This window comes from Paenibacillus sp. FSL M7-0134 (assembly GCF_038007865.1).
Lineage (GTDB): Bacteria > Bacillota > Bacilli > Paenibacillales > Paenibacillaceae > Paenibacillus > Paenibacillus polymyxa_B.
In genome coordinates this window covers 1,094,148-1,117,296 of record NZ_JBBOXV010000002.1, presented here as the reverse complement: position 1 = coordinate 1,117,296, position 23,149 = coordinate 1,094,148, and the positions used below count along the sequence as shown (strand labels likewise).

The window sequence follows — 23,149 nt, the reverse complement described above, 5'->3', positions numbered from 1 at the left end:
CATATGAAGTTTTTTTCTCAAAAAGGGTTATATTCTATAACAGATGTATTTTTTTGTGAATCGGAAGGAGAGCTGGCTCCATGAACATCATCGTATGTGGAGGAACTGGATTGGTGGGGAGTGCACTGGTCAAAAGCCTGCTAGACGACGGATACACCGTGAAAGTCGTTACCCGCAAGCCACTGGTAGGACACGAAGCGAGCCCCCGCTTGCAATATATGAGTTGGAACGAATTAAAACAAAAGCCTGAAGTACTGGAAGGCACAGATGCGGTCGTTAATTTAGCAGGCGAAACGCTGAATCAGCGCTGGACGGATAAGTCCAAACAAAGAATTCTTCAATCACGACTGCTATCTGTTGCCCGGTTGGCTCAAGCATTGAATGCTCTACAAAAAAAACCGAAAGTAATCATTCAGGCTTCGGCTGTTGCCGCCTATGGTACATCCCTGACCGAAACATTCGATGAAACGAGCCCGCGTCGTTCGGAAGATTTTTTGTCTCAGGTGGTTGAGCAATGGGAGGAAGCCGCCAATGCCTACCCTTCTGATGCCCGTTTAATTAAGTTACGCATTAGCCTTGTGCTGGACAGAAAAAAAGGGGCATTCCCACTCATGAAGATACCTTATAGCTTCGGATTCGGCGGCAAAATAGGCAGCGGTCATCAATGGATGAGCTGGATTCATATTGAGGATATCGTTCGTCTGATCACGTACTGCATCCATACGACGGAAATCGTCGGGGCAGTGAACGCATCTTCACCATACCCAGTGACGAACGACCAGTTTGGGAAAACCGTGGCTCAGGCATACCACCGTCCGCATTGGTTTCCCGTTCCAGGCATTCTCGTTCAAAAACTGCTCGGTGAGATGAGCACCCTTGTCTTGGATGGCCAAAAAGTACTCCCGCACAAAGCGCTGGAGCACGGATTTAAGTTTAACTATCCTTCACTTAAGGACGCTCTAAAGGAACTCCATTCTTCCCAAAAACAGCATTGAATTCAAAAAGAGGAACTCCAGGCTGGTAGGTAGTGTCACTACCAGCTTAGGGTTCATTTTTTAAGTCAGACACAATCTATCGAGCAGACTGCAAGTTTTTAAGATGCCTCATTTTATTCCTATGAATAGTCCAATATTCATAAAGGAAGAAGCCCTGAATATAACAGGCCTCTTCTTGACATCTATCCATATAACCTTCATTTATGATGCATTGGAGGATTTAAAAGAGTCCAACCGATAAGTATAAGAGACTCCAGCAATTTTAAAAGTGTCTCCCTCATTCAGGATGTACTCCTTATAAGGCACCATAGGCTCTCCATTCAGAGCAGTTCCGTTCGTCGAGGATAAATCCTTAACAATGTGGCTATGTTCTCCTGTAACTATGCAAAGCTCAATATGAGAACGGGAAGCTCCATCCGTATGCTCCACAAACTGGACCAATTGCGGATCTCTCCCGATGATAAAGCTGCCTGCAACGAATTGGTCTGGCTGCAACCGGATGCGCTCGGTCCCTCCACTACCTGGTGGCTTGCGATCCAGGCAAGCAATCGGTGATTGCTGAACAGGTGAAATCTGTATCTCTTGATCTGGACGAAGCAGCATCGTTTCCTGCTTAGATGCAGCATTTAGCAGCTCCGTTACCCCGGAGAGAGACTTATAATAAGCCTCACTGGTATCACTGGCTTCCAATTCATTTCCCCGTCCCGCACCTTTCCACGATGGCTCGTGTAGGTCATAGTTTGCTGAAGTGTTCTCCCTATCTTCCGTAACTCGGTTTCCCGCGCTTTTAGATTCTGAGTTTGGAAAAGTCCATCTCCAGCTCTCCTGCCCTTGATCACTCGAATCGGAAGATTGCTTGTCTTGATGATGACGTCCCGCTACAAATCCGGTCAGCTTATCTACCTGATAACGATCATTTTTCCGCTGTGCTGAGGAAGAAGTAGTTCCTAACCATTCCGAATCCAATACAGGTACTGAATCGCTGTACATATGAGATGAAGCTCGATTGCGCTCCCATTTCCCCGTCCAGCTTATATAAGCAACAGCGGCAAGTACCAAGGTCAGCACCACGGAAATGATCAACGGTACCGTCTCTGGATGATCCAGATAAATATAACGCCACACGATGGCCGAAGCGAGCAGACATCCGAGAGTAATGTAGGTTTTATATTTTTGCAATCCAGGCTCCACATCTTCTACTTCGTTTTCTGTTACAAGCTCAGAATTCTCCTCTGGTTTCACGGACGGTTTGAGCCGATTGATCCGTTTAAGCTCCTGAATCTCCTGCAGAGTCTCCCGATGCTCTTGCCCGTATGTTCCGCCACGATCAGTATAGTTCCCCTGTGAGGTATGAGCAGATATGATAGGGTCGGCTGATGAAAAAGCTCGCCCTTCCATACTTTCTCCCTTCACGCTAGCACTCTCTGTACCAGCCTTCATTCCTTGCAATAGCAGTTCCTTTAGCAATCCCAATTCAAATTCATTTCTATCACACAGATCGAGTATGCGTTGTATATATTCTCCCTGAAGGTGGGCCACACGAGTCATTAAACGAATAACCATCTGCTTAAATTGACTGCCTGTTTGCCCTGCATACTGTACACTGCGTAAAGGAACATAGGTTAAACTGGCGGTTTCCCTTGTACCTGAACCACTTAGAAAAATATAATCCTCGTGCAAAATAAACTGGCGGATATCTAACATATATTGCGGGCTGCGATGGAGGGCATCTGCCACTTCAAAAAGAATCCGGTAGAAATCAGAAGTCGACACGCTCCCACCTTTCCATAACTGGGAAAGCATGCGTTGCCCCGAAATATCGTAATGTAACTCTATCTGAAAATCGACTTCCTTTATTCTAAGTTCCAGCAAACCGGGAATCCGATTACCAGTCATCATTCCGGTCTGTACGGAATTTAAATCATCGGTCTTGAGCCCGTCTTCCTTGTTCAGAATCATAAATGTCCCGCCGTTCCGGGCAAAATCCCTGCTTAAACCAAACAATTCATGACCTCCTTAACAATTTCCTATCTCCATGAGGTAGCATGATCTCCCCCAGCGGACATGTCATGGCAAGAAGTAAAGATAAGCACTGATCGCTCCCGGAATGACTGCGGTCATAAAAGGAAACCTGAGGTGCGCTTCATTTCCACCGGTCAGCGCTTTGCCGCTGCGAAATAGAAAAAATCCTCCTAAATTAAAAGCCACGCGCCGCAGTCTCATGATGGTTTCCCTCTTCCATAGCAAAATTCCTATGCCAATAATACCTGCAAAAAAAATCGAATATAAAGCTGACTGCCATGCAAAAGCGGCACCTGTCCATGCTCCAATCAAGCCGAACAGCTTTACATCTCCTGCACCAACAGCTCCCATCCAGTACAAAATCAGCATGAACCCAAATCCGGTACCCAGTCCAGCAACAGCAAATAAAAAACCGTGCCACCCTCCAAACAGAGTATTGAACACCAAGCCTACCACTATGCCGGGCAATGTAAGCTTATTAGGGATTTTCATGCTACGTAAATCCGTAACTAACGCAATCGCGAGCAGAACTCCGCATACAATATACATCCACGTCAATGCGATCTTCCCCCTTTATAAAATAGAACTAGCAGACTACCAAATCACTTTCCATCGTAGGTATTCCTGTCCGTCTATGTCGAGTCGATCCTATCTATCCATCAGCTGGCTTTTCCACGGTAAACGGAACTTCTATACGTTGACCGTCCTCCGTTTCAATCACAAAGCTCCATTGACCAGGTGTTGTGTTCGTTCCCACAAACCAGTTCCATTCAATAATCCCGTCCGCATTGGCAGAGGTCCAGCCCAAGTGCTGGGCCGTGCTTTGACCCGACTTATAAAGTACAGAAAGATTAGCAGTCGTCTCAGGCTCAACCTTGGCCTTGATCAAATTGTACACACCCTTCACAGCAGGTTCAGGCTTGACGAGCAACTGTATGGAATGCTGCGCATCCTTATCCGCTGTTGCCTCTCCTGTACCTGTCCCCTCCCCTGTGTTCCCAATCCAGAGACGTTCCTCTGCCGCTGCCTGAAGCACAATGCTGCGATACAGAAAGGGAACCTTCATCGGCAGTTCATACGATAGCTCTACTCTAAAATAAGGGTCCTTAGTTCCTGTAAGAGCAGGTACATGTACGCTCGTTATATGAATACGGTCATACTCCAGAATGCTTTCCTCCATAAAAGGCTTTAGCATCGGCTTCAGAACAGGATCGAGTGCAGCTTCCGTAAATCGCCCCCGCAGTTCCTCCATCGGCTTTTGACCGCCCTGAACAGCGCTTTCTACCCAATCACCAATTGGAGGTGGCAACTGGGCAGCGAATTGGCTTGCATATTCACTCATAGATAACTTGGGCAATTCATCCAGCGGTTCACGGACTGCATCTATTTTCGCGGACGCCGCCTCCACGGCTAGAGAAACTGGGTAGATTTTAGTCGAAATCTGCTTAACCGCTTCTGAAGCGGTGTTCTGCAAGGCTGTGGATACCAGCGTCATCTGAACCATATAAATGAGAAAAATAATAAAAAACAGAAACATTGGCAACACCAGTGACGCTTCTAAAACAATACTTCCTTGTTCACATTGCTTCTGCCCACAAACTTTCCGTAAACACCGATTAATAGGAAAAATGCGCTGTTTTTGTGACATAGTACACACTTCCCTTAATACTCTCGCCTTCTTTTGAGGCGGTCCCGAGCATCTTCATTACCCCAGGTAGAAACCACAGCCTCATCCCATTCTTGACCTCACCCGTTGCATACGTTTGCCGCTCAGCAGGATTGACATCTGTATTCAGGCGGATCAGAGCAAGCATACGGGACATTTTTCGTTCATTATTGCTATGGAGCATCAGGAACAATCGCAAATGATCCTTGTATGTCAGTCGAAATTTCAGAAAATCAGACAATGGCACGTCTCCCTTTTGTGCCAGCATAATCATATCTTCTATCGCTTTTTCTACTCCATATAACAAAGCTGCCGCCAAAACGACCAGCGGATTACCTTTTGAGCTGTTTTTAACCAATCCCTCCATTGTTCGAATGGCAAGTCTCATAGCAAAAATTTCTCCATAGGCGGATGCCAGATTACCCGTCGGATTATGGAAGCCATACAGGATATACTCAACTTCCTGATTATTCACCTCCAGCTGATCTCCCAAAATCTGTGCAGCATTTCCCACATTTCCACCCGATCCGGCCAAACTGCCAAAACGGCTAAAATCCACATGATGGAAGTAAGAAAGTGCGTATTCATTCTGGTAAAACTCGTCTCCCAGTTGAGTCAGTAAATTGGATGCCGACCCGTATAGACCATCCATACTATCCATGGAAGCTCCCGCAGCATCATAGGTGTCATAGGGCAAATCAGCGGATACAGATGGACTGGATGTAGACTGGTTAAACGAAATACTTTCATTGTAATACCGCTCCAGATTTTGGAATTGTTCTGCACTTTGTTTACCTTTGGAAAGAACCTCAATGATCCGATAGGCTTGTTTGAGCTTGTTTTTCGCCTCTTTTTCCATTTTCTTGCGTTCTTTGTCCGGTCCACGTCGCGTATCCATCATTTTGACTTCACCGTCGAGTACATTGGCAGGTCCCGCCCAAGCATACGCATTCAAGTATTTATCTATCTCTTTGAGCGTTGATGCGACTTCTTGCTTGAGCATGTCTGCATTCAAAAATGGATCTGTATAAAAAGATAAGGTACGCATCATGCTCGTTATTCTATTGTTAGCAGTATTTATAGAAGTCCGTTGCTTTTCGATTTCTGCTTCCCATTGCTCAAATTCCTTGTCTGAAATCAACAAATCCTCTGCTTTTTGCCGTGCGCTTCCTACCGACGGATCTGCGTTGGAGCCTGCTCCGCTGGGAGTAGGGGCTGCTGAAACCTCATCGTAGCCTGCATTGGCCGCCCTCTGCTTATATTGGGCAATGACTTTGCGCATCTCTTCATTAATCTGTCGGGCCTCATTTAACGGTTCCTTGGCTTCCAGAAGCAGCTTATCATGTTCTTCTCCAGCCTGAACCATGATCTGACGCAGGCGATCAAGCGCTGCCCTCGCTCTACGTGCATATTTTTCCATCTGCATGATTTTAACGTCGTCCACACTTTTCTTATTGTCTTCATATACATGTACGTAATGCTTATATTGAGCGGCAATATCGGCCACAACCTCAAGCGGGTCCCATATATACTGATTGGGCATATAGGTGCCCCTCTGTTTAATAATCCGCTTGCGAACCTCTTCCATATAAGCTCCTGCCTTACGCTGCTTCTCCAGCATGTCATCCAGTTTGGCCTCTCGTCTGTCGTACAGCTTTTGCAGCCTTTTCAGCAAATCTACCGTATGAGAAGCCTCTTTCATATTTTGAGAGAGCGGCTTTAGCTTTTCGAGCACTTCAAACGTAAAATCGACAGGTGCTTTATACTTCATTTCTTCACGGATCTGCTCGTTAAATATGGCATATTTACCAAGCTCCCTTTCCATTTGCAGGGAACTAGAATCCAGCTTCATATTCATAAGCGGTAGCGTTTCTGCGCGTGCGGTACGCCGCGCGCTGTCATTCAGCACTTTGACCATAATTTGTTCTCCGCCGCCTTCGCCATAAGCAAACAAACCGTACTCCTGTTGTAATGTCGGATCATAAGCAGACATCACTGAACGAACCGCCGCATGGGTCAGCCGTTCGGTCTGCACATGCAATGCAGCAATTCTCGCGTAATCAATAAATACAGCAATAAAACCGAACATGACCGCCAAAATCAGAATTAAAAAGACCGTGACAGCACCTGATTCCCCGTCCTTTGTGTTGTGTCTCTTACCAAACACCCGCTTCCTCCTTTCCAGTTACATTCCCGTTACTTACTTCTCACTGACCGTTTTGACCATATTGCATCAGTACTTTCCCTACAACTGCCGAATCTACCTTTTCACCTGATCCTCTGCCCATAAACTTCGCACCATAATAACGGACCAACTCCACCGTACGAATCCATTCCACAGGTTCGACCACGCCAGAGCTCATTTCCCCTTGCAAATCCGTCTGATCTAAAAACTGATTCAACAAAGGTACCTTCACTATCTTATTTAACTTTGTGGTCACCTTACGGTGAATCATACTGTTCTCATATGTCATCTGCCCCTGCATGCCCGCAGGCATTCTATTTTCTGCATTGGACAGCTTCTGAGCAGGTAACGAGCCTCCCCCATTGCCGCCCGGCACCTGTACACTTTCCTGATTGTTGGCTCCGGTCCAGCCAAACAGGGCTCCCAGCATAACATCATCCTTCAGGCGCCAATAGAGAGAATCCCGTTGCCCTTGTGTAAATGCTCCCGTACGTGGGTCCTTGAAGCTGTTATCCCAACTGTAAGCGGCCCTTTCCGAAGCAGTAGCAGCGACCTGCACCAATATAGATTTTTGATATATGTACAGGCAAAAAAATAACATCACAAAAATGACCAGCAGTAGAATGGGAAAGACGAGGGAAGCTTCCAAGGAGAAGCTCCCGTCCTCTTTTTGTGCTAATTTACGCAGCATTATGAATCCATAAAATCGTTACTTTTTTTATCCGCCTTTTTCAAAAGCCCTTCTACAATTTTCTTGATCTGATCCTTAAAAATAATTGCCACCGCAATCAGAATGGCAATGATCAGGATCATTTCTAACGTACCCAGACCATCCTCATCCTTGTACAACTTACGAATACTGCCTGTTACTAATATCATCATCGTTGTATTCCTCCTACATATTCATCATCATTAAAGCCGGAGCGCCCACCAGCACAATTACCGTTAGCAAAATCAGCGCCATCGGGAATACTAGCTTAGATGAAGCCTGCTCCCCTCTTGTGCGGCTAATTGAAGTCCGCTTGCCCCATAACGTCTGGGATAACTCACGTAAAGCCATCACGAAATCGCTCCCGCCGCGCCTCATATTCAACAAAACTGTCGTCGTAAATACTGTCATTTCCTGAATACCACAACGTTTGCTCAGGTGCTCAAATGCCTGTTGAAAGGAATAGCCGCTTTCCCATTCCGCCACCGTCTGCCTCAGTTCTCGATACAACGGATGTTCCGTATCCGCCCCTTTACGTTCCACGCAATGTAGCAATGCCCGTTGTACCGTCTCACCTGCACCTACTAAAAGCATCATTTTACTCAACAGTTCAGGCAATTCCATTAAAATTTGCTGATCCCGCTTCTGTACTTTCCCATGCAAATCCTTGATCAGCGCGATGGGTACCAGAATACCAAGTCCCAATCCGAGCACCAGCCCGGTCGCATCCCCGCCCACCATAAGCGATATTAAAGCTCCACCAGCAGCCATTATATATCCGTAACCCAACATTTCTGTCAGAAAAAGCATCGTTTTTTCTCCGCTGTTGCGCATACCATACAGCTTCTGCACCGAACGCTGGAGCTTGAACATCAGCAAAGGCAGCCTGTGAGTAGCACGTGAAGCATGAATCATGTGTACAAATGGGACTGAAAGTCTTTGCAGCCGCAGTCCCTCCAGCTTCATATGGCGAAAATGCGCATACTTAGCACCATGCATCTGGTTCAGCACCACCCAGCCTCCCACTTGCAGAACCAGCATGACCAGACAAACCAACATCACCACACCCATCTCTCCTTACACTTCAATCTTCATAATGTGATTGATCCACACAAGACACCCACCAAGCACCAATAAACAAAAGGTTGATAAAATCATACCTGTACCGCTGTATAAGGGCATCATGTAATCACTCGCTGTCATCGTCATAAACAATACAAACAAAAAAGGCGCTGCAAACATAACCCTCGATTCAAAACGTTTCTGCGCAATCATTACACCGATCTCCTGCTGAATTTCCAACTTCTCACCAATGACACTTGAAGCTCGTCGTACGACTTCCACCAGATCACCTCCGGTTCGCTTGCAAGCCGCAAATACGTCCGCAAAATTCGTAATATCCTCCATTTGCGCCCGACGGGCCAAATCCTGCAAAGCAGCCTCCACAGGCTGTCCGATTTCGAGACAGGCGGTAATAATGTTAAATTCAAAAATCAGGTCGTGATCTCCATCCGGACTAAGCAATCTCAAATCCTCTACAGCCTCACGAAAACCATTCTCCACCGACCTTCCCGCTGAAAGAGAAGACGAGAGCGAATATAACGCCTGCTTGAATTGGATGCTTAGAGCAGACCTGCGTCGTTGCAGCAAAAATTGCCTAAAATAACGAGGCGTCACCACAGCCCCGGCAGCGCACAGCAACGATAATATCCATTGGTGATAAAATAGAAAGCCGATCATCGCAAACAGCACGCCACTAAAGAATATGCACAGACTTTTTTGTACTGTCGATAATGTATACACCGTATAATCTGGCAGAGAAGGGACCTCATGTGATACTTGCTTGGCAGTCGTTTTTCCTGGCTTCACGCTGATACTCCTCCCCTGTGCCAGCTTTCCGGATTGATCCCGGCCATTTGCAGCTTCAAAGTATGTTGCAGACCCTCGCCACAACGTTCCAGACCTCCTACGATTCGCCCGTTACTTTCTCCTCGTTCCTGAAAACGATAAAGGGGATTAAGCGTCACCTCACCATTTTCAAAACCAATCACTTCGCTAATTTCCAGTACTCGTCTGGATTTGTCGCGCATCCGTGACAGATGAACGAATATATCAATGGCCGAGCTGATCTGCTGCCGTACTACTCCAAGCGGAAGCTCTGCCCCTCCGAGCACCATCGTTTCCAGCCGGCTGACCATATCGCGGATATTATTCGCATGCCCAGTTGACAACGATCCATCGTGTCCTGTATTCATCGCTTGCAGCATATCCAATGCCTCACTTCCCCGGACCTCACCCACCACAATGCGGTTGGGCCGCATACGCAGGGAGGAACGAATCAGATCACGAATTGTGATTTCTCCCTTCCCCTCGGTGTTCGCATTCCGTGTTTCCATGGAAACTAGATTAGGGACCGTCACAATTTGCAGCTCTGCTGAGTCTTCAATGGTAATAATCCGTTCAGACGACGGGATAAACTGGGATAATGCATTCAGAAAAGTTGTTTTACCAGACCCCGTTCCTCCGCTTATAAAAATGTTGTACTTGCTACGTACCAAGTCCTTGAGCATAGCAGCGGTTTCTACATCAAGCGCACCCATTTGTATCAAGTCATCCATCGTCATAGGACGCTCGGGAAACTTCCGTATTGTCATCGTCGGACCCTTGAGAGCAACTGGAGGCAACACAATATTTACGCGTGACCCATCCTTTAACCGGGCATCCACAATGGGGGAAGCCTCATTCACAATTCGGTTCACCCCGGCTACAATCGTCTGGATTAAATCCTCCAGCCGCTCGCGGGACTCAAATTGATCAGGTACCTGCATCACTTCACCAGCCCGTTCCACAAAAATTTCCCGGTGACTGTTAATCATAATTTCCGTAACGGTCGGGTCATCAATCAATGGCTGGAGTACATCCAGCCCACGGAAAGAGTTAAAAATCTTGCGGACGAGTGCATGCTTCTCACGGGAAGTTAAGCCCACCAACTCTACATCGTGTAAAATTCGATTTTCAATATGCCGTACCAGATCTGCATCCTTTACCGAAGACGTTACGTCCAGCCCGTTTCGGATATCTGCTCGCAATGCCTTAAACCATTCCTCATTCATGTTCATCAGCCCCTTTTAAGACCAAACGGCGGGCGGATGTGTTACACTGTCCACATTCAGCAGCTCGTGGCACAGATGACGAATTTCCCGCTGATAAATCGGTGAACTAAGCAGTAGCTCATGGTGCTGCATCTGCTTCCATGAAGGTATATAGGGTAACGCTCCGTTTATCTCCATGAAGTCACGAGGTAATGAGTTGATCATAGTTCCCATATAGCGGTTCACCACAAAGCTGGTTTTGCATATCATGTCTTCAAGCCCTTCAGGCTGCGTGGTTTCTAAAACATCCAGCCATAATCCGCACTTGTGCATGCTCATTAAATCGTCTGCCAGCAGCCAAATCAGCTTATGACTAGCTTCAAGCACGGCTTGAGCCCGATCACCTTTTTCAGAATCGCCATCTACGATCACTACATCATACTGCCCACTTTCGGCAACCGTTCGAATCAGCTCTTTCGCTTCATCACAAGTCATGTCCGTCAGCTCCTTGCGATTATAGACAGGCTGAAAAGTATCCGCCTGAATTTCAGGGCGACGAATACAGTAGGAAGCCATGGATAATGGAGTGTCCTCACTCCCCTCCGCCTTGAGATCATAGAGCAGCCTGGACAGCCCTTCTCCTTCTGCTCCGCTAGCACTGCCTGAACCAGTGAACAACGAGCTTGAATCCACCGTCTCCAGATTCAGATAGAATACCGAATATCCCTCATTCCCCAGCTGTTTGGACATATTGAGTGCGGCCGTTGTCTTGCCTAGTCCACCGGAAGCTGCTACGATGCCGATAATCATTCCACCTTCCCGACTGTTTACACTTTTCCGACCGTTCGACCTCTGTCTAGCCGTTTCCAAAATAAAACCGACCAGCTCAGATAAAGGCTGATACTTTAATAAAGGCTGTCCATATTCGCTCACTTGTTCTCCCTCATGCAATACCAAACAAGGAATATCAGCAGCTTCCCTGTCTGTCCATAGATTCAAAAAAGCCGCTTCACCTACCACCACATCCGGTCTTTTCATTCCACTGGTTTCCATCATGTATTGATGAAATGCCTCCGGTTGCGAAAAAGCCGTGATTCTCAGCCTTCTGGCGTACTCGCTTCCGTGAACATAATTCAGCAGCGGCTCAATATAATCCCGGCTTTCTACGGCCAATACCACTTTCACTGGAACTATAACGCTCATCCCTTTCCCTAACACAACAACGCAAAAAAGCACCGTTCATCCATCCGTAAGTACATACGGTTGGTGAACGGTGCTTCCGTCACGTGCAATCTATTTACTGGTAGAATAGCATAGCGCTTATATTAGAGCAAGTATTTTTTGTGCAAGTATCTTCCAAAATCCTCGTACTAGGAGAAGGCGGGCAGTCTAGCCCCGCCTCCTAGCATCTTCATCTTAGTAGAATTTGTGGTGACGACGATGACAGTCATGATGACGATGATGGCGGTGATGGCGACGTTTCCGGCAATGACATTTCTTATCAAAATCTTCATGTTTCCGGTGATCATGTTTAAATTTAGGTTTAAACTTAATGACAGTCACCTTAATGATCTTCTTAAAGATACGTTTTTTTGGCTTACGCAAATGACAATGTTTAAACATTTTTAATTCGCCTCCATTTCTTTGAGATAGAATATACTATGGAAGCAGCGAACCATCGGTAACCATCATATGACTATTTATGAATTTACTGGGCGAATTAACGATCTACCTCCAGCTTAATATCCGGATCATAATCCGCCACAATTAGAACATCCATATGACGTGCTTGACGGAGAATCCTCGGCACAACCGCAGCCTTCCCCCAACGGCTACTTCGGGAAGACTGCCCCACGATGAGCTGCGTACCTGAATATCCTTCCACTGGAGCAATCAAAATGTCGGCAATCTCGCTTCGGCTGGAAACAAGCCGTATCTCAAAGGTTCCCCCCAGTCGGTGGGTCAGCAACTTTAGTTGTTCCAGACGAGGGTTCAGTCTCTCGGGCATACGCTCACCGACATGAACATAAGTCACAATCCACACAGCCTTCAGACGAAAGGCGATACGAAAACCGCGGCGAATCAGCCTTTCAGCATTTTCGCTTAGCGTCACGCCTACGAAGATCACTTCCTCCCTGCGCCAAGGTCCCCGAAGTGATTCGTGTCGATCCCAGGATTCCAGCCGCTCATCTACGTCATCTGCCAATTCCCGCAAAGCAAGTTCACGCAACGCAATCAGATTGCCCAGTTTAAAAAAATGGCTAAGTGCCTGTTCCACCTTCGCAGGATCGTATATTTTGCCCTCACGCATACGCTGCTGCAACGATTTGGGAGCCACATCAACAAGCTGTACTTCATCGGCCAGACGCATCATATGGTCGGGAACAGTCTCTCTCACTCGTATACCAGTAATCTGTTCTACCGCATCATTCAAGCTCTCCAGATGCTGTACATTCATTGTGGATATCACAGAAATACCTTGTTCCAAAATGGTAAGCACATCCTCATAGCGCTTAGATCTCATACTTCCGGGAACGTTGGTATGTGCCAGCTCATCAATAAGCACCACCTCGGGATTACGCCTGAGAATGGATTCCGTGTCCATTTCTTCCAAGTGTGCGCCATGGCGCTCGATGGACTGACGGGGTATCATCTTCAGAGATCCTACCTGGGCCAGTGTTTCTGCTCTTCCGTGCGTTTCCAGCAATCCGATAACTACATCGATCCCACTCTCCAGCAGATCATTCCCCTCTCTCAGCATCGTGTATGTTTTGCCGACCCCCGGAGCAGCGCCAATGTATACCTTGAGCTTGCCCCGCAGGATTTTGGCTGCCTCAGCCTGTGCTTCCTCAACGCTCAAACGATGATACGGATCGTTATCTCCCTCCTCCTGTCTCATTGTTGGCAAAATCCGCTCACCCTCCTGCTCGGCCCGGTCCGCAATCAGCAGCAAATCCATATTTTTCATTCGTTTTAAAATCCCGTTCACAAGCGATCCTTTCATCAGCTCCTGCCACGGCGTCTGCCGAGAATGCCCCATAACAATTCGGGTAACATTGTGCGTCACCGCATAATGAATCAGTTGACGAGGCAACCTTCTGCGGGAAAAAAGCGGGATTTCTTCAAATGTTGATCCGATCTTGTCAGCCAATTTCTCAATTGAACGCTTGAAGGCTGCTGATTCCTTGGACAGTTTGCGCTTCGAGCTGACAAAGGAGACCACTAGCATATCTCCACCCAACCGCTTGGCGACCTGTTCCCCCCTACGTACATAAATGGACCCATTCCAATGATATTGGACAGGTACCAAAATACGCTCTGCGGCTCCTGATGCCCCGTGCAAGCCTAACTCTTCCCGGTGCCGTTCCAGCGAATCGTTCACATCCTCTGCTACCAATCGCAGGGCTAGCTCACGCAATTTACCCAGATTTCCCCGGTGAAACATCTCAGGATTGGGCGTATGCATATAGCCTTTCGCCAGCCGTTCCAAAATCATCTCCGGGGTGGCATCAATCAGACGAATTTCATCCGCCAGCTCCAGTGTATCAACCGGAACCGTATATTCCGCTTCAAAGCCTGTCAGCTGATATACCCACTCCGTAATTCCTTCGAGTTCATAAACATTGACCGTCGTAATGACACTAATTCCCTGCTCCAGCAAATACCGAATATCCTCCAGCCGTGTTGGAAATAGGGCGTCTTTCCGGTTATGATGTGCCAAATGATCCACCAGTACCACCTCGGGATTTCGTGCCACCAAAGCCTCCACATTCAGATCCTTTTGCTCCTCACCATCTTTTATCCAATGAATGCTAGGCACTCGTTCCAGCGTGCCGACCTGTTCCACGGTCACAGGCCGCTGCATGGTTGAGACCGCACAAATCACAACATCAATACCTTCATGCTGCAGCGATTGTCCCTCCTGCAGCATATGATACGTCTTGCCCGAGCCACTGACCGCACCCATGTATATTTTGAGTCTACCTCGATGCAGTTTGTTAATCGAATCCAGTATTTCCTCTGGTGATTTACGTTTGAAGCTCTCCACTTTCGTTCCTCCCCACAGCGTGCCGCTTGTTTGTTCCGTCCATTCTTATATGGTTGTAATGAATGTACTCCCGTGTCCCAATCAATTCAAGATGATCAATCAAGCTTGCCCCAAAAAAAGCCGCACAGGGCAGTATAAGCGCAAAAAAACGTGCATTCAGGTCTCTTATGCCTGAATGCACGCTATTTTGGGTAACTCATATGGGATCACTTCCTACAATCACTTGCTATCTTCGCCAACGATCCCCCGTTGTTGAAATAACTTTTGCCATACCACACCGTGAGACGGGGAAAAGAGAAAAGCCAAAAGCAGCAACACACCCGATATACACAGCATACATGCCGCAATAGAAGCATCCAATACACTTGCTGTGTAAAAGCCTGCGACCGAGCTGATGGCTCCAAATCCGACGCTGTATACAATCATATGGGACAACTTCTCCGTCAGCAAATAAGCGGTAAGCGGCGGTACAACGAGCATGCCAACCACCAGAATTGCACCCACGCTCTCAAATGACGCCACCGTCGTTAGCGAGACGAGGCTCATCAGCAGATAATGAAAAAAAACAACTGGAATGCCTAATGAAGCTGCCAAGGCGGGATCGAAGGAAGTGATTTTAAATTGCTTGAAAAAGCCCCCTATCACGAGCAAATTGATCAACAACATCGCGCCCGTAATCCACACAGCCCTCGGACCGACATCGAAGCCGGCTATTTCTAACGTATTCCACGGCACATAAGCAATTTCCCCATACAAAACGTGATCCATATCCAGATGGGCATTGGAAGCAAACACACTGATCAGCAAAACACCGATAGCAAACAATGTCGTAAACACCACGCCAATGGCAGCATCACTTTGCAGACCGCTTTGTTGGAATAGCTGAATCAGGTACACCGTTAGAAGACCCAGCACAGCCGCACCAAACATCATCCACACCGAATCCCTCGATCCGCTGATGAGAAAGGCAATGACAATCCCCGGCAATACCGCATGACTGATTGCATCACCGATCATAGCCATTTTTCGGAGCACGAGAAAGCACCCAACGATACTACATCCCCCTGCCACTAACATTCCCGTCAAAATTACATAAAATGAACTCATAGGGCACGCTCCTCCCTTGGCTGTGTTCCGACTGTCTGCTCCAGATTTTTTCTGGCGTTCAACCGAACGATAGCCTTGGAGATCATCCCGCGCTGCGGCGCAAAAATCAAGCTCACTCCAAACACCACAGTCGCACACAACACGCATAACGGTCCTGTAGGCAGATTTTGTCCCAGAGAGCTAATGACCGTCCCACCAAGGCCTGCTATAGCACCAAACAAGCCTGATAGGCATACCATGACACCCAGCTTCTCTGTCCAGTATCTTGCCGACACGGCCGGGGTAATCAGCAGGGCAGCCATCATAATGACTCCCACGGCCTGAATGCCAGCAACCACCGCAATGACAATCATTAGCATCAACAACTTATCCAGCAAACCTGCCGGAAAACCAAGTCCGCGGGCAAAGCCGGGATCAAAGCTGAGCAGCTTAAATTCCTTGAAAAATAATATACATATTCCGATGAGTACCACCGAAATTACCGCCATCGTATAGACATCAGACAATACCATTGCCGCAGCTTGACCAAATAGAAATTTATCCAATCCGCTTTGGTTGCCTGCGCCACTATGCTGAATTTCGGTCAACAACATAATGCCGAAGCCAAAAAATACCGACAGCACCGCTGCAATCGCGGAATCGCTTTTAATTCGTGAATACCGGGTTAATGCACTGATGGCAAAGGTAGCAACAATCCCCGCAATAGCGGCCCCAATCATAAATCCAAACACGGATTTTGTACCTGTGATCATAAAAGCCACACATACCCCCGGCAAAGCCGCATGTGCCAAAGCATCTCCCATGAGCGACTGCTTGCGCAAATACATAAAACTGCCAATCACCCCGCTGCTTAAACCGAGCAAAATGCAGCCCAGCAAAATCCACTGCATGTTTGGGTCGGTCAAAAGCGTTGCCAAGCTTGTCATACTGCTCACCTCACTCCGAGTATCGTACCGGAATCCGGGCCTGTTTTGAGTATACTCAGACGCCCGCCATACGTACGCTGCAGATTTTCCTCGGTAAAAATATCTGTCGTCTCTCCAAACGCCATCAGATGCCCGTTCAACAGCATAACCTGATCAAAATAATCCGTGACTGTAGATAAATCATGATGAACGACAAGCACGGTTTTACCCTGCTGTTTCAGATCGTTGAGCAATGAAATAATGGCTTTTTCTGTTGCAGCGTCCACACCGACAAACGGTTCATCCATAAAATAAAGCTGAGCATCCTGCGCGAGTGCTCTGGCTAAAAAAACACGTTGTTGCTGACCGCCAGACAATTGACTAATCTGCCTGTCTGCATATTTGCTCATTCCAACCTTGTCCAAACTCTCCATCGCAGCCTGACGATCTGCTGCTCCCGGACGCTTAAACCAGCCCAATCTGCCATACCGTCCCATCATAACCACATCCAATGCGTTCGTCGGAAAATCCCAATCCACCGACTCCCGCTGTGGTACATAGCCAACCTTGAGTAGCTGTTGCTTATAGGGCTTGCCGTAGACCAGCACCTCGCCCCTAAGCTTTGGAATCAGTCCAAGCGCTGCCTTAATCAGCGTAGATTTCCCAGCCCCGTTCGGACCGATAATACCAATCAGCTTGCCTTCCGGCACTTCAAAGGAAACATCGAACAAAACGGGCTTTTTTTGATAAGCTACCGATAAATCACGAACAACAAGTGGTGAATGCCCCATGTATCTCTGCCTCCTTATTTAAGAGCTTTAACAATCGTATTGACGTTATGCTTGACCATTCCAATATATGTTCCATCTTCTGTGCCCTCTTCACCCATGGCATCCGAATACAGCTCGCCACCGACCTTAATTATATGACCTTGCTGAGAGGCCCCCTGAATAACCGCATCTATAGCCTTTCTCGGAACACTAGATTCTACGAATATAGCCTTGATTTTATGTTCGACCAGATAATCTCGCAGCTTGGTCACATCTTGAGAACCCGCTTCTGACTCTGTGCTCATACCTTGAAGTCCTCTCACTTGAATGTGGTAGGCATCTCCGAAATAGCCGAAAGCATCATGTGCTGTGACAAGCACGCGCTGGGCTTCCGGTATACTGGCAATCTGCTCTCTCGTGTAATCGTCCAGCTCTCGCAGCTCAGTGAGATAGGCTTCTGCGTTGGCTTTATACTCCTCCGCATGAACAGCGTCAAGCGCCGATAATTCATCTCTGACGGTTTCTACCGCAGACATCCAGTTCTGTACGTTAAACCAGATATGTGGATCATGCTCAGATCCCATTTCCGGACTACCTGCACGCAACTGATCCTGTGCGATGTTTTTGGACACGGGTATGACGGGTTTTTGCTTGCTGATTTTCTCCAGAATGTCCTGCATTTTTCCTTCCAGATGCAACCCGTTATAAAAAATAACGTCGGCCTGATCCAGCTTGCGCATATCTCCCTGAGAAGCCTTGTACAAATGCGGGTCAACGCCTGACTTCATAATTCCCGTGACCTCCACATGATCACCGCCGACCTTGCCGACAATGTCAGAGATCATACCGATGGTAGCCGTAGCCTTTATTTTTTGTCCCGCCTCTCTCGCAGTTCCCTGCTCCTTCTTCTTAGCATCGGTACATGCAGTCGCTAGAACTAGAGCTAGAGACAACACTCCAACCGTCGTTACCCATCGCGGCAAAGCCTTCTTAAACTGCTTGTTCATGTTTTAAAATCCTCCTTTGAATATTCGTTTTGGGACAAACTATTTCCTTGATTCAATTATTTTTTATCAATACTATATTTTAGAGTATACACTAAAGTTTTTACCTAGGGAAACATTTTATAAAATATAATTCTTATGTATTTCGTTATACCGTTCGATTTTCGTTCTCCCAATGTGTAATATATAGAAGATATCCAGTCATTAAACCAAAGAATACATATAAAGAGGTGCAGGTCATGGAGCCAACAGGATACAGCCCTTATCGGAACAAACGTCGGCAAGTTCGGATACGAAAAATACTGCTCATTTTTATGCTGGTGTGCTGTCTGCTTGCCCTAACTTCCTGTGCTCGAGGTGACATCCATGTAGATGTTCATCTCGATCAAAGTGTAGATATGGATGCAACGTTCAGTGTAAACAACCAGACACTGATGATGTTGGACAATCCCGGGCTGCTAGATCGATTAGTCAAGCGTATTCAAAGCAACAATGTAGATGTACAGCCGCTAGCTGAACAGGGAAGAAAGGGATATCAAATCAAGGGACATTATCAAGGAGATTGGAGCACAAACAAAAAAAATCCCAGTCAGGGATTAAATCTACCTGAGGGATTAGAAATAAAGCGTGCTGTGAGTCAACATTTTTTCACAACGAATATTGATCTTACCATGAAGCTCGATCTACCACGGATGCTTCCTAAAGAAGCTCAAGGACTGAGTGACAAATTTGAGCAAATGAATGTGTTTGCGCGCAAATTACTGGAGCGGCAGCTGGATCTTAACTTCAGCCTATCCTTACCCATCCAACCTGCTACCAATAATGCGGACCGTGTGTCGGAAGACGGAAAAACACTATATTGGGACATTGCTCCTTTGGAATCTAACGAGCTAAAATTGTCTGTTAACGTACCCAATGTACGACATATCGTGTATGTAGCTGTTACGAGCCTGATACTGATCGTGATCGCTGTGATCTTACTAATTCGTAGACATCGCTCCAAAAAAGAAACTTAAAAAAGCAACTAAAAGTGCGTGTTCAAAAAGTCGGCTTTTCAGGACCGAGAAGGTTGGATGAAGCTAGGGACTGAGTAGCGGAGCGTAGACAGATCTACGTGAGCAACGGAAGGCCCGGCTGAATTCAAGATTCGACGTCGAATCCGCTTCTTGATTAGCTTCGTTATGGAAAGACGACTTTTTGAACAACCTCTAAAAAAATCGTTGTCTAATTTCTGGTGGGGGGATCTGACATTGATCCTCTTCATCCTTGCCAAACCAACGATATCGGTTACGCGCCACCCAGTTATAGACTGCATTGCGCACAAAGCGGGGAACCAGGATGAACACATAGGCCAGCGGATATGGAAAACGAAGACGTTTGGCAATTCGCAAAGCTGCGGTTGACCTTGTATAATACGTACCGTCTTCAATCAGCACGAACGTATCCAACTGATCTGTAGATAGTCCTCCTGCACGTAATAGTTCTTGTCCTGCCTCAGATTGCAGGGAACCAAAATGAAATGTTCCCTTAGGGTCACGCTTGATAATAAAGCGGGCCGCTCCCTGACAAAAGTGGCATACCCCATCCACCAACACAATGGAATGATCTGAATGGGCATGATCAGACTGGTTCATAAATGCATTTCACCTCCAGAGAAATCAACGGCATGAATACCAGCAACGCAACCATATGAATATAAACAAAAAAACGCCGAAAGTATCCGACGCTTGTTTAGAAATGTATAGTCTTTACCTGTTCGAAAAACTAGCTCAATGCTTTCTCAAACAGCTGTTTCGTATTAATTTGCTCTAAAAACTCCTCATGGAACTTATCCATACACTTGCAGATAAAATCCTTATGGCATACCGGGCAAGGCGTCGTTAGCAGTCGACTAATATTCGTCAAGGTCCACTCCGGATTACGTTGAGAAAAAACGCGGCACTCCGTTCCATCGGCCAAACTCATTTTAAACTCATAAAGCCCTTCTTTTTCGTTGCTGCCAGCCAGCGTGAAATTAACAATATTCGGTCTGTAAGACATCATATCACCCGTATTTTTCAAATTTGTTTCGTACCTGATGACCAGAATCACCTAAGCCATCTTAATGAATTTTGGCGATGATGTCAAATGGTCGCGAATCTCAGCTAATCAAGATCTATGTGCAAAAGCCGCCAATAAATCGGCGGCCAGAGTGTAAAAGTTATAGAAATGCAGTCAAATGACATTGAGCTCGACATCAATGTTACCGCGTGTTGCTTTGGAGTATGGACAAAAATCATGTGCTTGGCGTGCCAAATCTTCGGCCTGGGCGCGTTCAATACCAGGTATTTTCACATCCAGACGTACCGCCAGCTGGAAGCCGCCATCGCTTGGGTCCTTGCCGATAGATACGTGGCTGGTGACCTCAACATTATCCACCTTCACCTTAGCCTTTCGGGCCACGTTAGCCAATGCGCTCTCATAGCAGGCACCATAGCCTGCTGCAAACAATTGCTCCGGATTCGTAGCTTCTCCACCTGCGCCACCCAGTTCCTTCGGCGTACTGAGCTTATGCTTCAAAACCCCATCAGATGAAGCGACTGAACCGTCTCTTCCACCATATACCGTTGCTGATGCTGTGTATAATGCTTCCATGATTTCATCTCTCCTTCTCTATATTATTTGCATTCCGCAGGAATCTATCGTCATGTTAAGACATGATTACCTTCTCGTATGTACTTTAAACGAACTACACAAAATGAATCATTTAAAACATGGAAGTTAACTGATTTATTTACCGTTTAATTCCACCTGAAACGCGTAAATTCGAAGAAAAAGGATTGCACTGGGCTATTTATCGTTTCAGTCCGAATGACTACAAGGAAATTGATAAAATATGGAACGGCGTTCACCCGGAAGATGGACAACCTTTGTATGTTAAAGACGGTCCTCCCGAAGGAGCTCCCATCCCCGATTTGGAGGAAAAGCCAGAAATGTTCTCCCCAGGACTATCCTCGGAAGAAATTGAGGAACTGGCTGCACGGCTCTCCCGCAATATTTAAAAGATGTAATTTAAAAAAAATCCAAAACGACCAAGCTGCTCCCATCAGAGTGATATAGCTTGGTTTTTCTATTGTTCAGCTTTATACGATGGCTATATTGCTTCAAAAATACGATTAACTTGCTTGACCACACAAAAGTTGCACTAGACAAAAACTATTGTGGGTGTACAATAGGGATAACACAATCGTTATGTCACTAATAATATATTTCAACATCAATAAAGAAGGTGAAGCGTATGAAAAATACAAAGGGCAACTTCGCGGAAATCGCTTCACTGTCGGAAGTGAATCGTTCCTTGAGCGTCCCGAAAGACGGGACCTGGTTTCGGAAGTTTCTTGCCTTTGCTGGACCCGGCTATATGGTCGCAGTCGGCTATATGGACCCCGGCAACTGGGCCACAGACATCGCCGGCGGATCGAAATTCGGCTACACGCTGCTTAGTGTCATTCTAATCTCCAACCTGATGGCCATCCTGTTACAAGCCTTATCTGGCAAGCTTGGCATCGCCACAGGTAAAGATTTAGCTCAAATGTGCCGTGATGCCTATAGTCGTCCTGTCGCGATCGGCTTATGGCTATTGTGCGAAATTGCCATTGCAGCCATGGATTTGGCCGAGGTCATCGGTTCAGCCATTGCGCTGAAGTTGCTGTTCGGTCTACCGTTACTATACGGAGTTATCATTACAGCATTTGATGTTATGCTCATTTTACTGCTGCAAAACAAAGGTTTTCGGGCATTGGAAACACTTGTCATTGTGCTGATGGCGACGATTGCCGGCTGTTTTGGCATTAATCTCCTTTTGGCACAACCGGAATGGGGCGGCGTATTGGGCGGCTTTGTACCTGACTCGCAAATTTTGACGAATCCAAGCATGCTGTATATTGCCATCGGTATTATGGGCGCTACGGTAATGCCGCATAACCTGTATCTGCATTCTTCTATTGTACAAACTCGCAAATTTGAGCAGACTTCAGCAGGTAAACGGGAAGCTATTACATTTGCAACTTGGGATTCCAGTATAGCGCTGATGTTCGCTTTATTTATTAATGCCGCCATCTTGATCGTGGCAGCTGCTGTATTCCATACGGCAGGAAGAACAGATGTAGCCGAAATTAGTGATGCCTATTATCTGCTTTCGCCACTACTGGGAACCACACTGGCGAGTATACTATTTGGGGTGGCGTTACTCGCCTCAGGTCAAAATTCAACCGTTACAGGCACTTTAGCTGGACAAATCGTGATGGAGGGCTTTCTCAATCTTCGTCTTTCACCTTGGTTGCGTCGTCTGGTGACCCGCCTCATCGCGATCATTCCAGCGGTCATCGTCACTGCCATCGCAGGGGAAAAAGGTGCGGAGGAACTGCTTGTGCTGAGCCAGGTCATCCTGTCCATCCAGCTTCCCTTTGCTATCATTCCATTACTTCTCTTTACCAGCGACAAAAAAATTATGGGTGAATTCGCAAATAAAATGTGGCAAAAAGTATTAACCTGGATCGTGACCGCTGTCATTATCATCTTGAATGTAGTGCTCATCATCCAAACGATTTCAGGTTAATCGGTAGCCAAATATGAATATATTAAAAAGGTATCTCACTTGCCCCAAT

General features: G+C 46.8%; 22 protein-coding genes. 4 read left to right on the top strand and 18 right to left on the bottom strand.

The window, feature by feature from the left end:
* The first annotated feature begins 80 nt into the window (after positions 1 to 80).
* Positions 81 to 995, top strand: a complete 915-nt coding sequence (locus NSQ58_RS20615; RefSeq protein WP_340981466.1) for a TIGR01777 family oxidoreductase — start codon at positions 81 to 83, stop codon at positions 993 to 995.
* Between the two features lie 201 nt (positions 996 to 1,196).
* Here NSQ58_RS20615 and NSQ58_RS20610 read toward each other — a convergent pair whose 3' ends face one another.
* The 15 genes from NSQ58_RS20610 to NSQ58_RS20540 form a co-directional block, all read right to left on the bottom strand.
* On the bottom strand, positions 1,197 to 2,999 hold the full coding sequence (locus NSQ58_RS20610; RefSeq protein ID WP_068939890.1) for a DUF6382 domain-containing protein: 1,803 nt from the start codon (positions 2,997 to 2,999) through the stop codon (positions 1,197 to 1,199).
* A gap of 63 nt (positions 3,000 to 3,062) precedes the next feature.
* Positions 3,063 to 3,575: an A24 family peptidase gene (locus tag NSQ58_RS20605; RefSeq protein ID WP_028543024.1), complete on the bottom strand. Its 513-nt coding sequence runs from the start codon at positions 3,573 to 3,575 to the stop codon at positions 3,063 to 3,065.
* Positions 3,576 to 3,669: 94 nt separating this feature from the next.
* Complete coding sequence (locus NSQ58_RS20600) at positions 3,670 to 4,665, bottom strand: TadE/TadG family type IV pilus assembly protein (RefSeq protein WP_068939888.1); 996 nt, start codon at positions 4,663 to 4,665, stop codon at positions 3,670 to 3,672.
* Complete coding sequence (locus NSQ58_RS20595; protein WP_341058122.1) at positions 4,634 to 6,850, bottom strand: hypothetical protein; 2,217 nt, start codon at positions 6,848 to 6,850, stop codon at positions 4,634 to 4,636. The genes NSQ58_RS20600 and NSQ58_RS20595 overlap by 32 nt, the downstream gene beginning before the upstream one ends.
* Before the next feature lie 40 nt (positions 6,851 to 6,890).
* A complete protein-coding gene (locus tag NSQ58_RS20590; protein ID WP_023987624.1) occupies positions 6,891 to 7,559 on the bottom strand; it encodes a TadE family protein in 669 nt (222 codons plus the stop codon).
* A complete protein-coding gene (locus tag NSQ58_RS20585; RefSeq protein ID WP_023987623.1) occupies positions 7,559 to 7,750 on the bottom strand; it encodes a Flp1 family type IVb pilin in 192 nt (63 codons plus the stop codon). The genes NSQ58_RS20590 and NSQ58_RS20585 overlap by 1 nt, the downstream gene beginning before the upstream one ends.
* Before the next feature lie 13 nt (positions 7,751 to 7,763).
* Positions 7,764 to 8,648 carry a type II secretion system F family protein gene (locus NSQ58_RS20580; RefSeq protein WP_081391235.1) on the bottom strand — a complete coding sequence of 295 codons (885 nt, stop codon included), beginning with the start codon at positions 8,646 to 8,648 and terminating at the stop codon, positions 7,764 to 7,766.
* Positions 8,649 to 8,654: 6 nt separating this feature from the next.
* Positions 8,655 to 9,446, bottom strand: coding sequence for a type II secretion system F family protein (locus NSQ58_RS20575; RefSeq protein WP_028543029.1), 792 nt, complete (start codon positions 9,444 to 9,446; stop codon positions 8,655 to 8,657).
* Complete coding sequence (locus NSQ58_RS20570) at positions 9,443 to 10,690, bottom strand: CpaF family protein (RefSeq protein WP_341058120.1); 1,248 nt, start codon at positions 10,688 to 10,690, stop codon at positions 9,443 to 9,445. Before NSQ58_RS20570 ends, NSQ58_RS20575 begins: the two co-directional genes overlap by 4 nt.
* A gap of 15 nt (positions 10,691 to 10,705) precedes the next feature.
* Positions 10,706 to 11,872, bottom strand: coding sequence for a ParA family protein (locus NSQ58_RS20565; RefSeq protein WP_160789642.1), 1,167 nt, complete (start codon positions 11,870 to 11,872; stop codon positions 10,706 to 10,708).
* Between the two features lie 517 nt (positions 11,873 to 12,389).
* Positions 12,390 to 14,717, bottom strand: a complete 2,328-nt coding sequence (locus NSQ58_RS20560) for a histidine kinase (RefSeq protein WP_028543032.1) — start codon at positions 14,715 to 14,717, stop codon at positions 12,390 to 12,392.
* Between the two features lie 219 nt (positions 14,718 to 14,936).
* A complete protein-coding gene (locus NSQ58_RS20555) occupies positions 14,937 to 15,824 on the bottom strand; it encodes a metal ABC transporter permease (RefSeq protein ID WP_053324904.1) in 888 nt (295 codons plus the stop codon).
* Positions 15,821 to 16,750 (bottom strand): metal ABC transporter permease, encoded by a 930-nt coding sequence (locus tag NSQ58_RS20550; protein ID WP_023987615.1) that lies wholly within the window; start codon positions 16,748 to 16,750, stop codon positions 15,821 to 15,823. The genes NSQ58_RS20555 and NSQ58_RS20550 overlap by 4 nt, the downstream gene beginning before the upstream one ends.
* Before the next feature lie 5 nt (positions 16,751 to 16,755).
* The gene (locus tag NSQ58_RS20545) at positions 16,756 to 17,520 is read right to left on the bottom strand and encodes a metal ABC transporter ATP-binding protein (protein ID WP_023987614.1); all 765 of its coding nucleotides are present in this window, start codon (positions 17,518 to 17,520) and stop codon (positions 16,756 to 16,758) included.
* A 14-nt stretch (positions 17,521 to 17,534) separates the two neighbouring features.
* Complete coding sequence (locus NSQ58_RS20540) at positions 17,535 to 18,506, bottom strand: metal ABC transporter solute-binding protein, Zn/Mn family (RefSeq protein ID WP_341058119.1); 972 nt, start codon at positions 18,504 to 18,506, stop codon at positions 17,535 to 17,537.
* A gap of 236 nt (positions 18,507 to 18,742) precedes the next feature.
* Between NSQ58_RS20540 and NSQ58_RS20535 the strand changes: the two genes are divergently transcribed.
* Positions 18,743 to 19,519, top strand: coding sequence for a DUF3153 domain-containing protein (locus tag NSQ58_RS20535; protein ID WP_075153921.1), 777 nt, complete (start codon positions 18,743 to 18,745; stop codon positions 19,517 to 19,519).
* A gap of 192 nt (positions 19,520 to 19,711) precedes the next feature.
* Here NSQ58_RS20535 and NSQ58_RS20530 read toward each other — a convergent pair whose 3' ends face one another.
* The 3 genes from NSQ58_RS20530 to NSQ58_RS20520 all read right to left on the bottom strand — a co-directional run bounded on the left by NSQ58_RS20530 (position 19,712) and on the right by NSQ58_RS20520 (position 21,137).
* Complete coding sequence (locus tag NSQ58_RS20530) at positions 19,712 to 20,137, bottom strand: thiol-disulfide oxidoreductase DCC family protein (RefSeq protein ID WP_023987611.1); 426 nt, start codon at positions 20,135 to 20,137, stop codon at positions 19,712 to 19,714.
* 130 nt (positions 20,138 to 20,267) lie between these two features.
* Positions 20,268 to 20,594, bottom strand: coding sequence for a hypothetical protein (locus tag NSQ58_RS20525; protein WP_025722703.1), 327 nt, complete (start codon positions 20,592 to 20,594; stop codon positions 20,268 to 20,270).
* 123 nt (positions 20,595 to 20,717) lie between these two features.
* Positions 20,718 to 21,137, bottom strand: a complete 420-nt coding sequence (locus tag NSQ58_RS20520) for an organic hydroperoxide resistance protein (protein ID WP_341058118.1) — start codon at positions 21,135 to 21,137, stop codon at positions 20,718 to 20,720.
* Positions 21,138 to 21,274: 137 nt separating this feature from the next.
* Between NSQ58_RS20520 and NSQ58_RS20515 the strand changes: the two genes are divergently transcribed.
* Both NSQ58_RS20515 and NSQ58_RS20510 read left to right on the top strand, forming a co-directional pair.
* Positions 21,275 to 21,544 (top strand): manganese catalase family protein, encoded by a 270-nt coding sequence (locus tag NSQ58_RS20515; protein WP_341058554.1) that lies wholly within the window; start codon positions 21,275 to 21,277, stop codon positions 21,542 to 21,544.
* 236 nt (positions 21,545 to 21,780) lie between these two features.
* A complete protein-coding gene (locus tag NSQ58_RS20510) occupies positions 21,781 to 23,100 on the top strand; it encodes an Nramp family divalent metal transporter (protein ID WP_023987609.1) in 1,320 nt (439 codons plus the stop codon).
* The last annotated feature ends 49 nt before the right edge of the window (positions 23,101 to 23,149 follow it).

Bases quoted from the DNA above. Each gene is read 5' to 3' on its own strand.
- NSQ58_RS20600 (WP_068939888.1), bottom strand. From the start codon at position 4,665: ATGTCACAAAAACAGCGCATTTTTCCTATTAATCGGTGTTTACGGAAA.
- NSQ58_RS20530 (WP_023987611.1), bottom strand. From the start codon at position 20,137: ATGAACCAGTCTGATCATGCCCATTCAGATCATTCCATTGTGTTGGTG.
- NSQ58_RS20615 (WP_340981466.1), top strand. From the start codon at position 81: ATGAACATCATCGTATGTGGAGGAACTGGATTGGTGGGGAGTGCACTG.
- NSQ58_RS20545 (WP_023987614.1), bottom strand. From the start codon at position 17,520: ATGGGGCATTCACCACTTGTTGTTCGTGATTTATCGGTAGCTTATCAA.
- NSQ58_RS20570 (WP_341058120.1), bottom strand. From the start codon at position 10,690: ATGAATGAGGAATGGTTTAAGGCATTGCGAGCAGATATCCGAAACGGG.
- NSQ58_RS20590 (WP_023987624.1), bottom strand. From the start codon at position 7,559: ATGCTGCGTAAATTAGCACAAAAAGAGGACGGGAGCTTCTCCTTGGAA.
- NSQ58_RS20580 (WP_081391235.1), bottom strand. From the start codon at position 8,648: ATGGGTGTGGTGATGTTGGTTTGTCTGGTCATGCTGGTTCTGCAAGTG.
- NSQ58_RS20535 (WP_075153921.1), top strand. From the start codon at position 18,743: ATGGAGCCAACAGGATACAGCCCTTATCGGAACAAACGTCGGCAAGTT.
- NSQ58_RS20510 (WP_023987609.1), top strand. From the start codon at position 21,781: ATGAAAAATACAAAGGGCAACTTCGCGGAAATCGCTTCACTGTCGGAA.
- NSQ58_RS20550 (WP_023987615.1), bottom strand. From the start codon at position 16,750: ATGACAAGCTTGGCAACGCTTTTGACCGACCCAAACATGCAGTGGATT.
- NSQ58_RS20520 (WP_341058118.1), bottom strand. From the start codon at position 21,137: ATGGAAGCATTATACACAGCATCAGCAACGGTATATGGTGGAAGAGAC.
- NSQ58_RS20540 (WP_341058119.1), bottom strand. From the start codon at position 18,506: ATGAACAAGCAGTTTAAGAAGGCTTTGCCGCGATGGGTAACGACGGTT.
- NSQ58_RS20555 (WP_053324904.1), bottom strand. From the start codon at position 15,824: ATGAGTTCATTTTATGTAATTTTGACGGGAATGTTAGTGGCAGGGGGA.
- NSQ58_RS20565 (WP_160789642.1), bottom strand. From the start codon at position 11,872: ATGAGCGTTATAGTTCCAGTGAAAGTGGTATTGGCCGTAGAAAGCCGG.
- NSQ58_RS20585 (WP_023987623.1), bottom strand. From the start codon at position 7,750: ATGATGATATTAGTAACAGGCAGTATTCGTAAGTTGTACAAGGATGAG.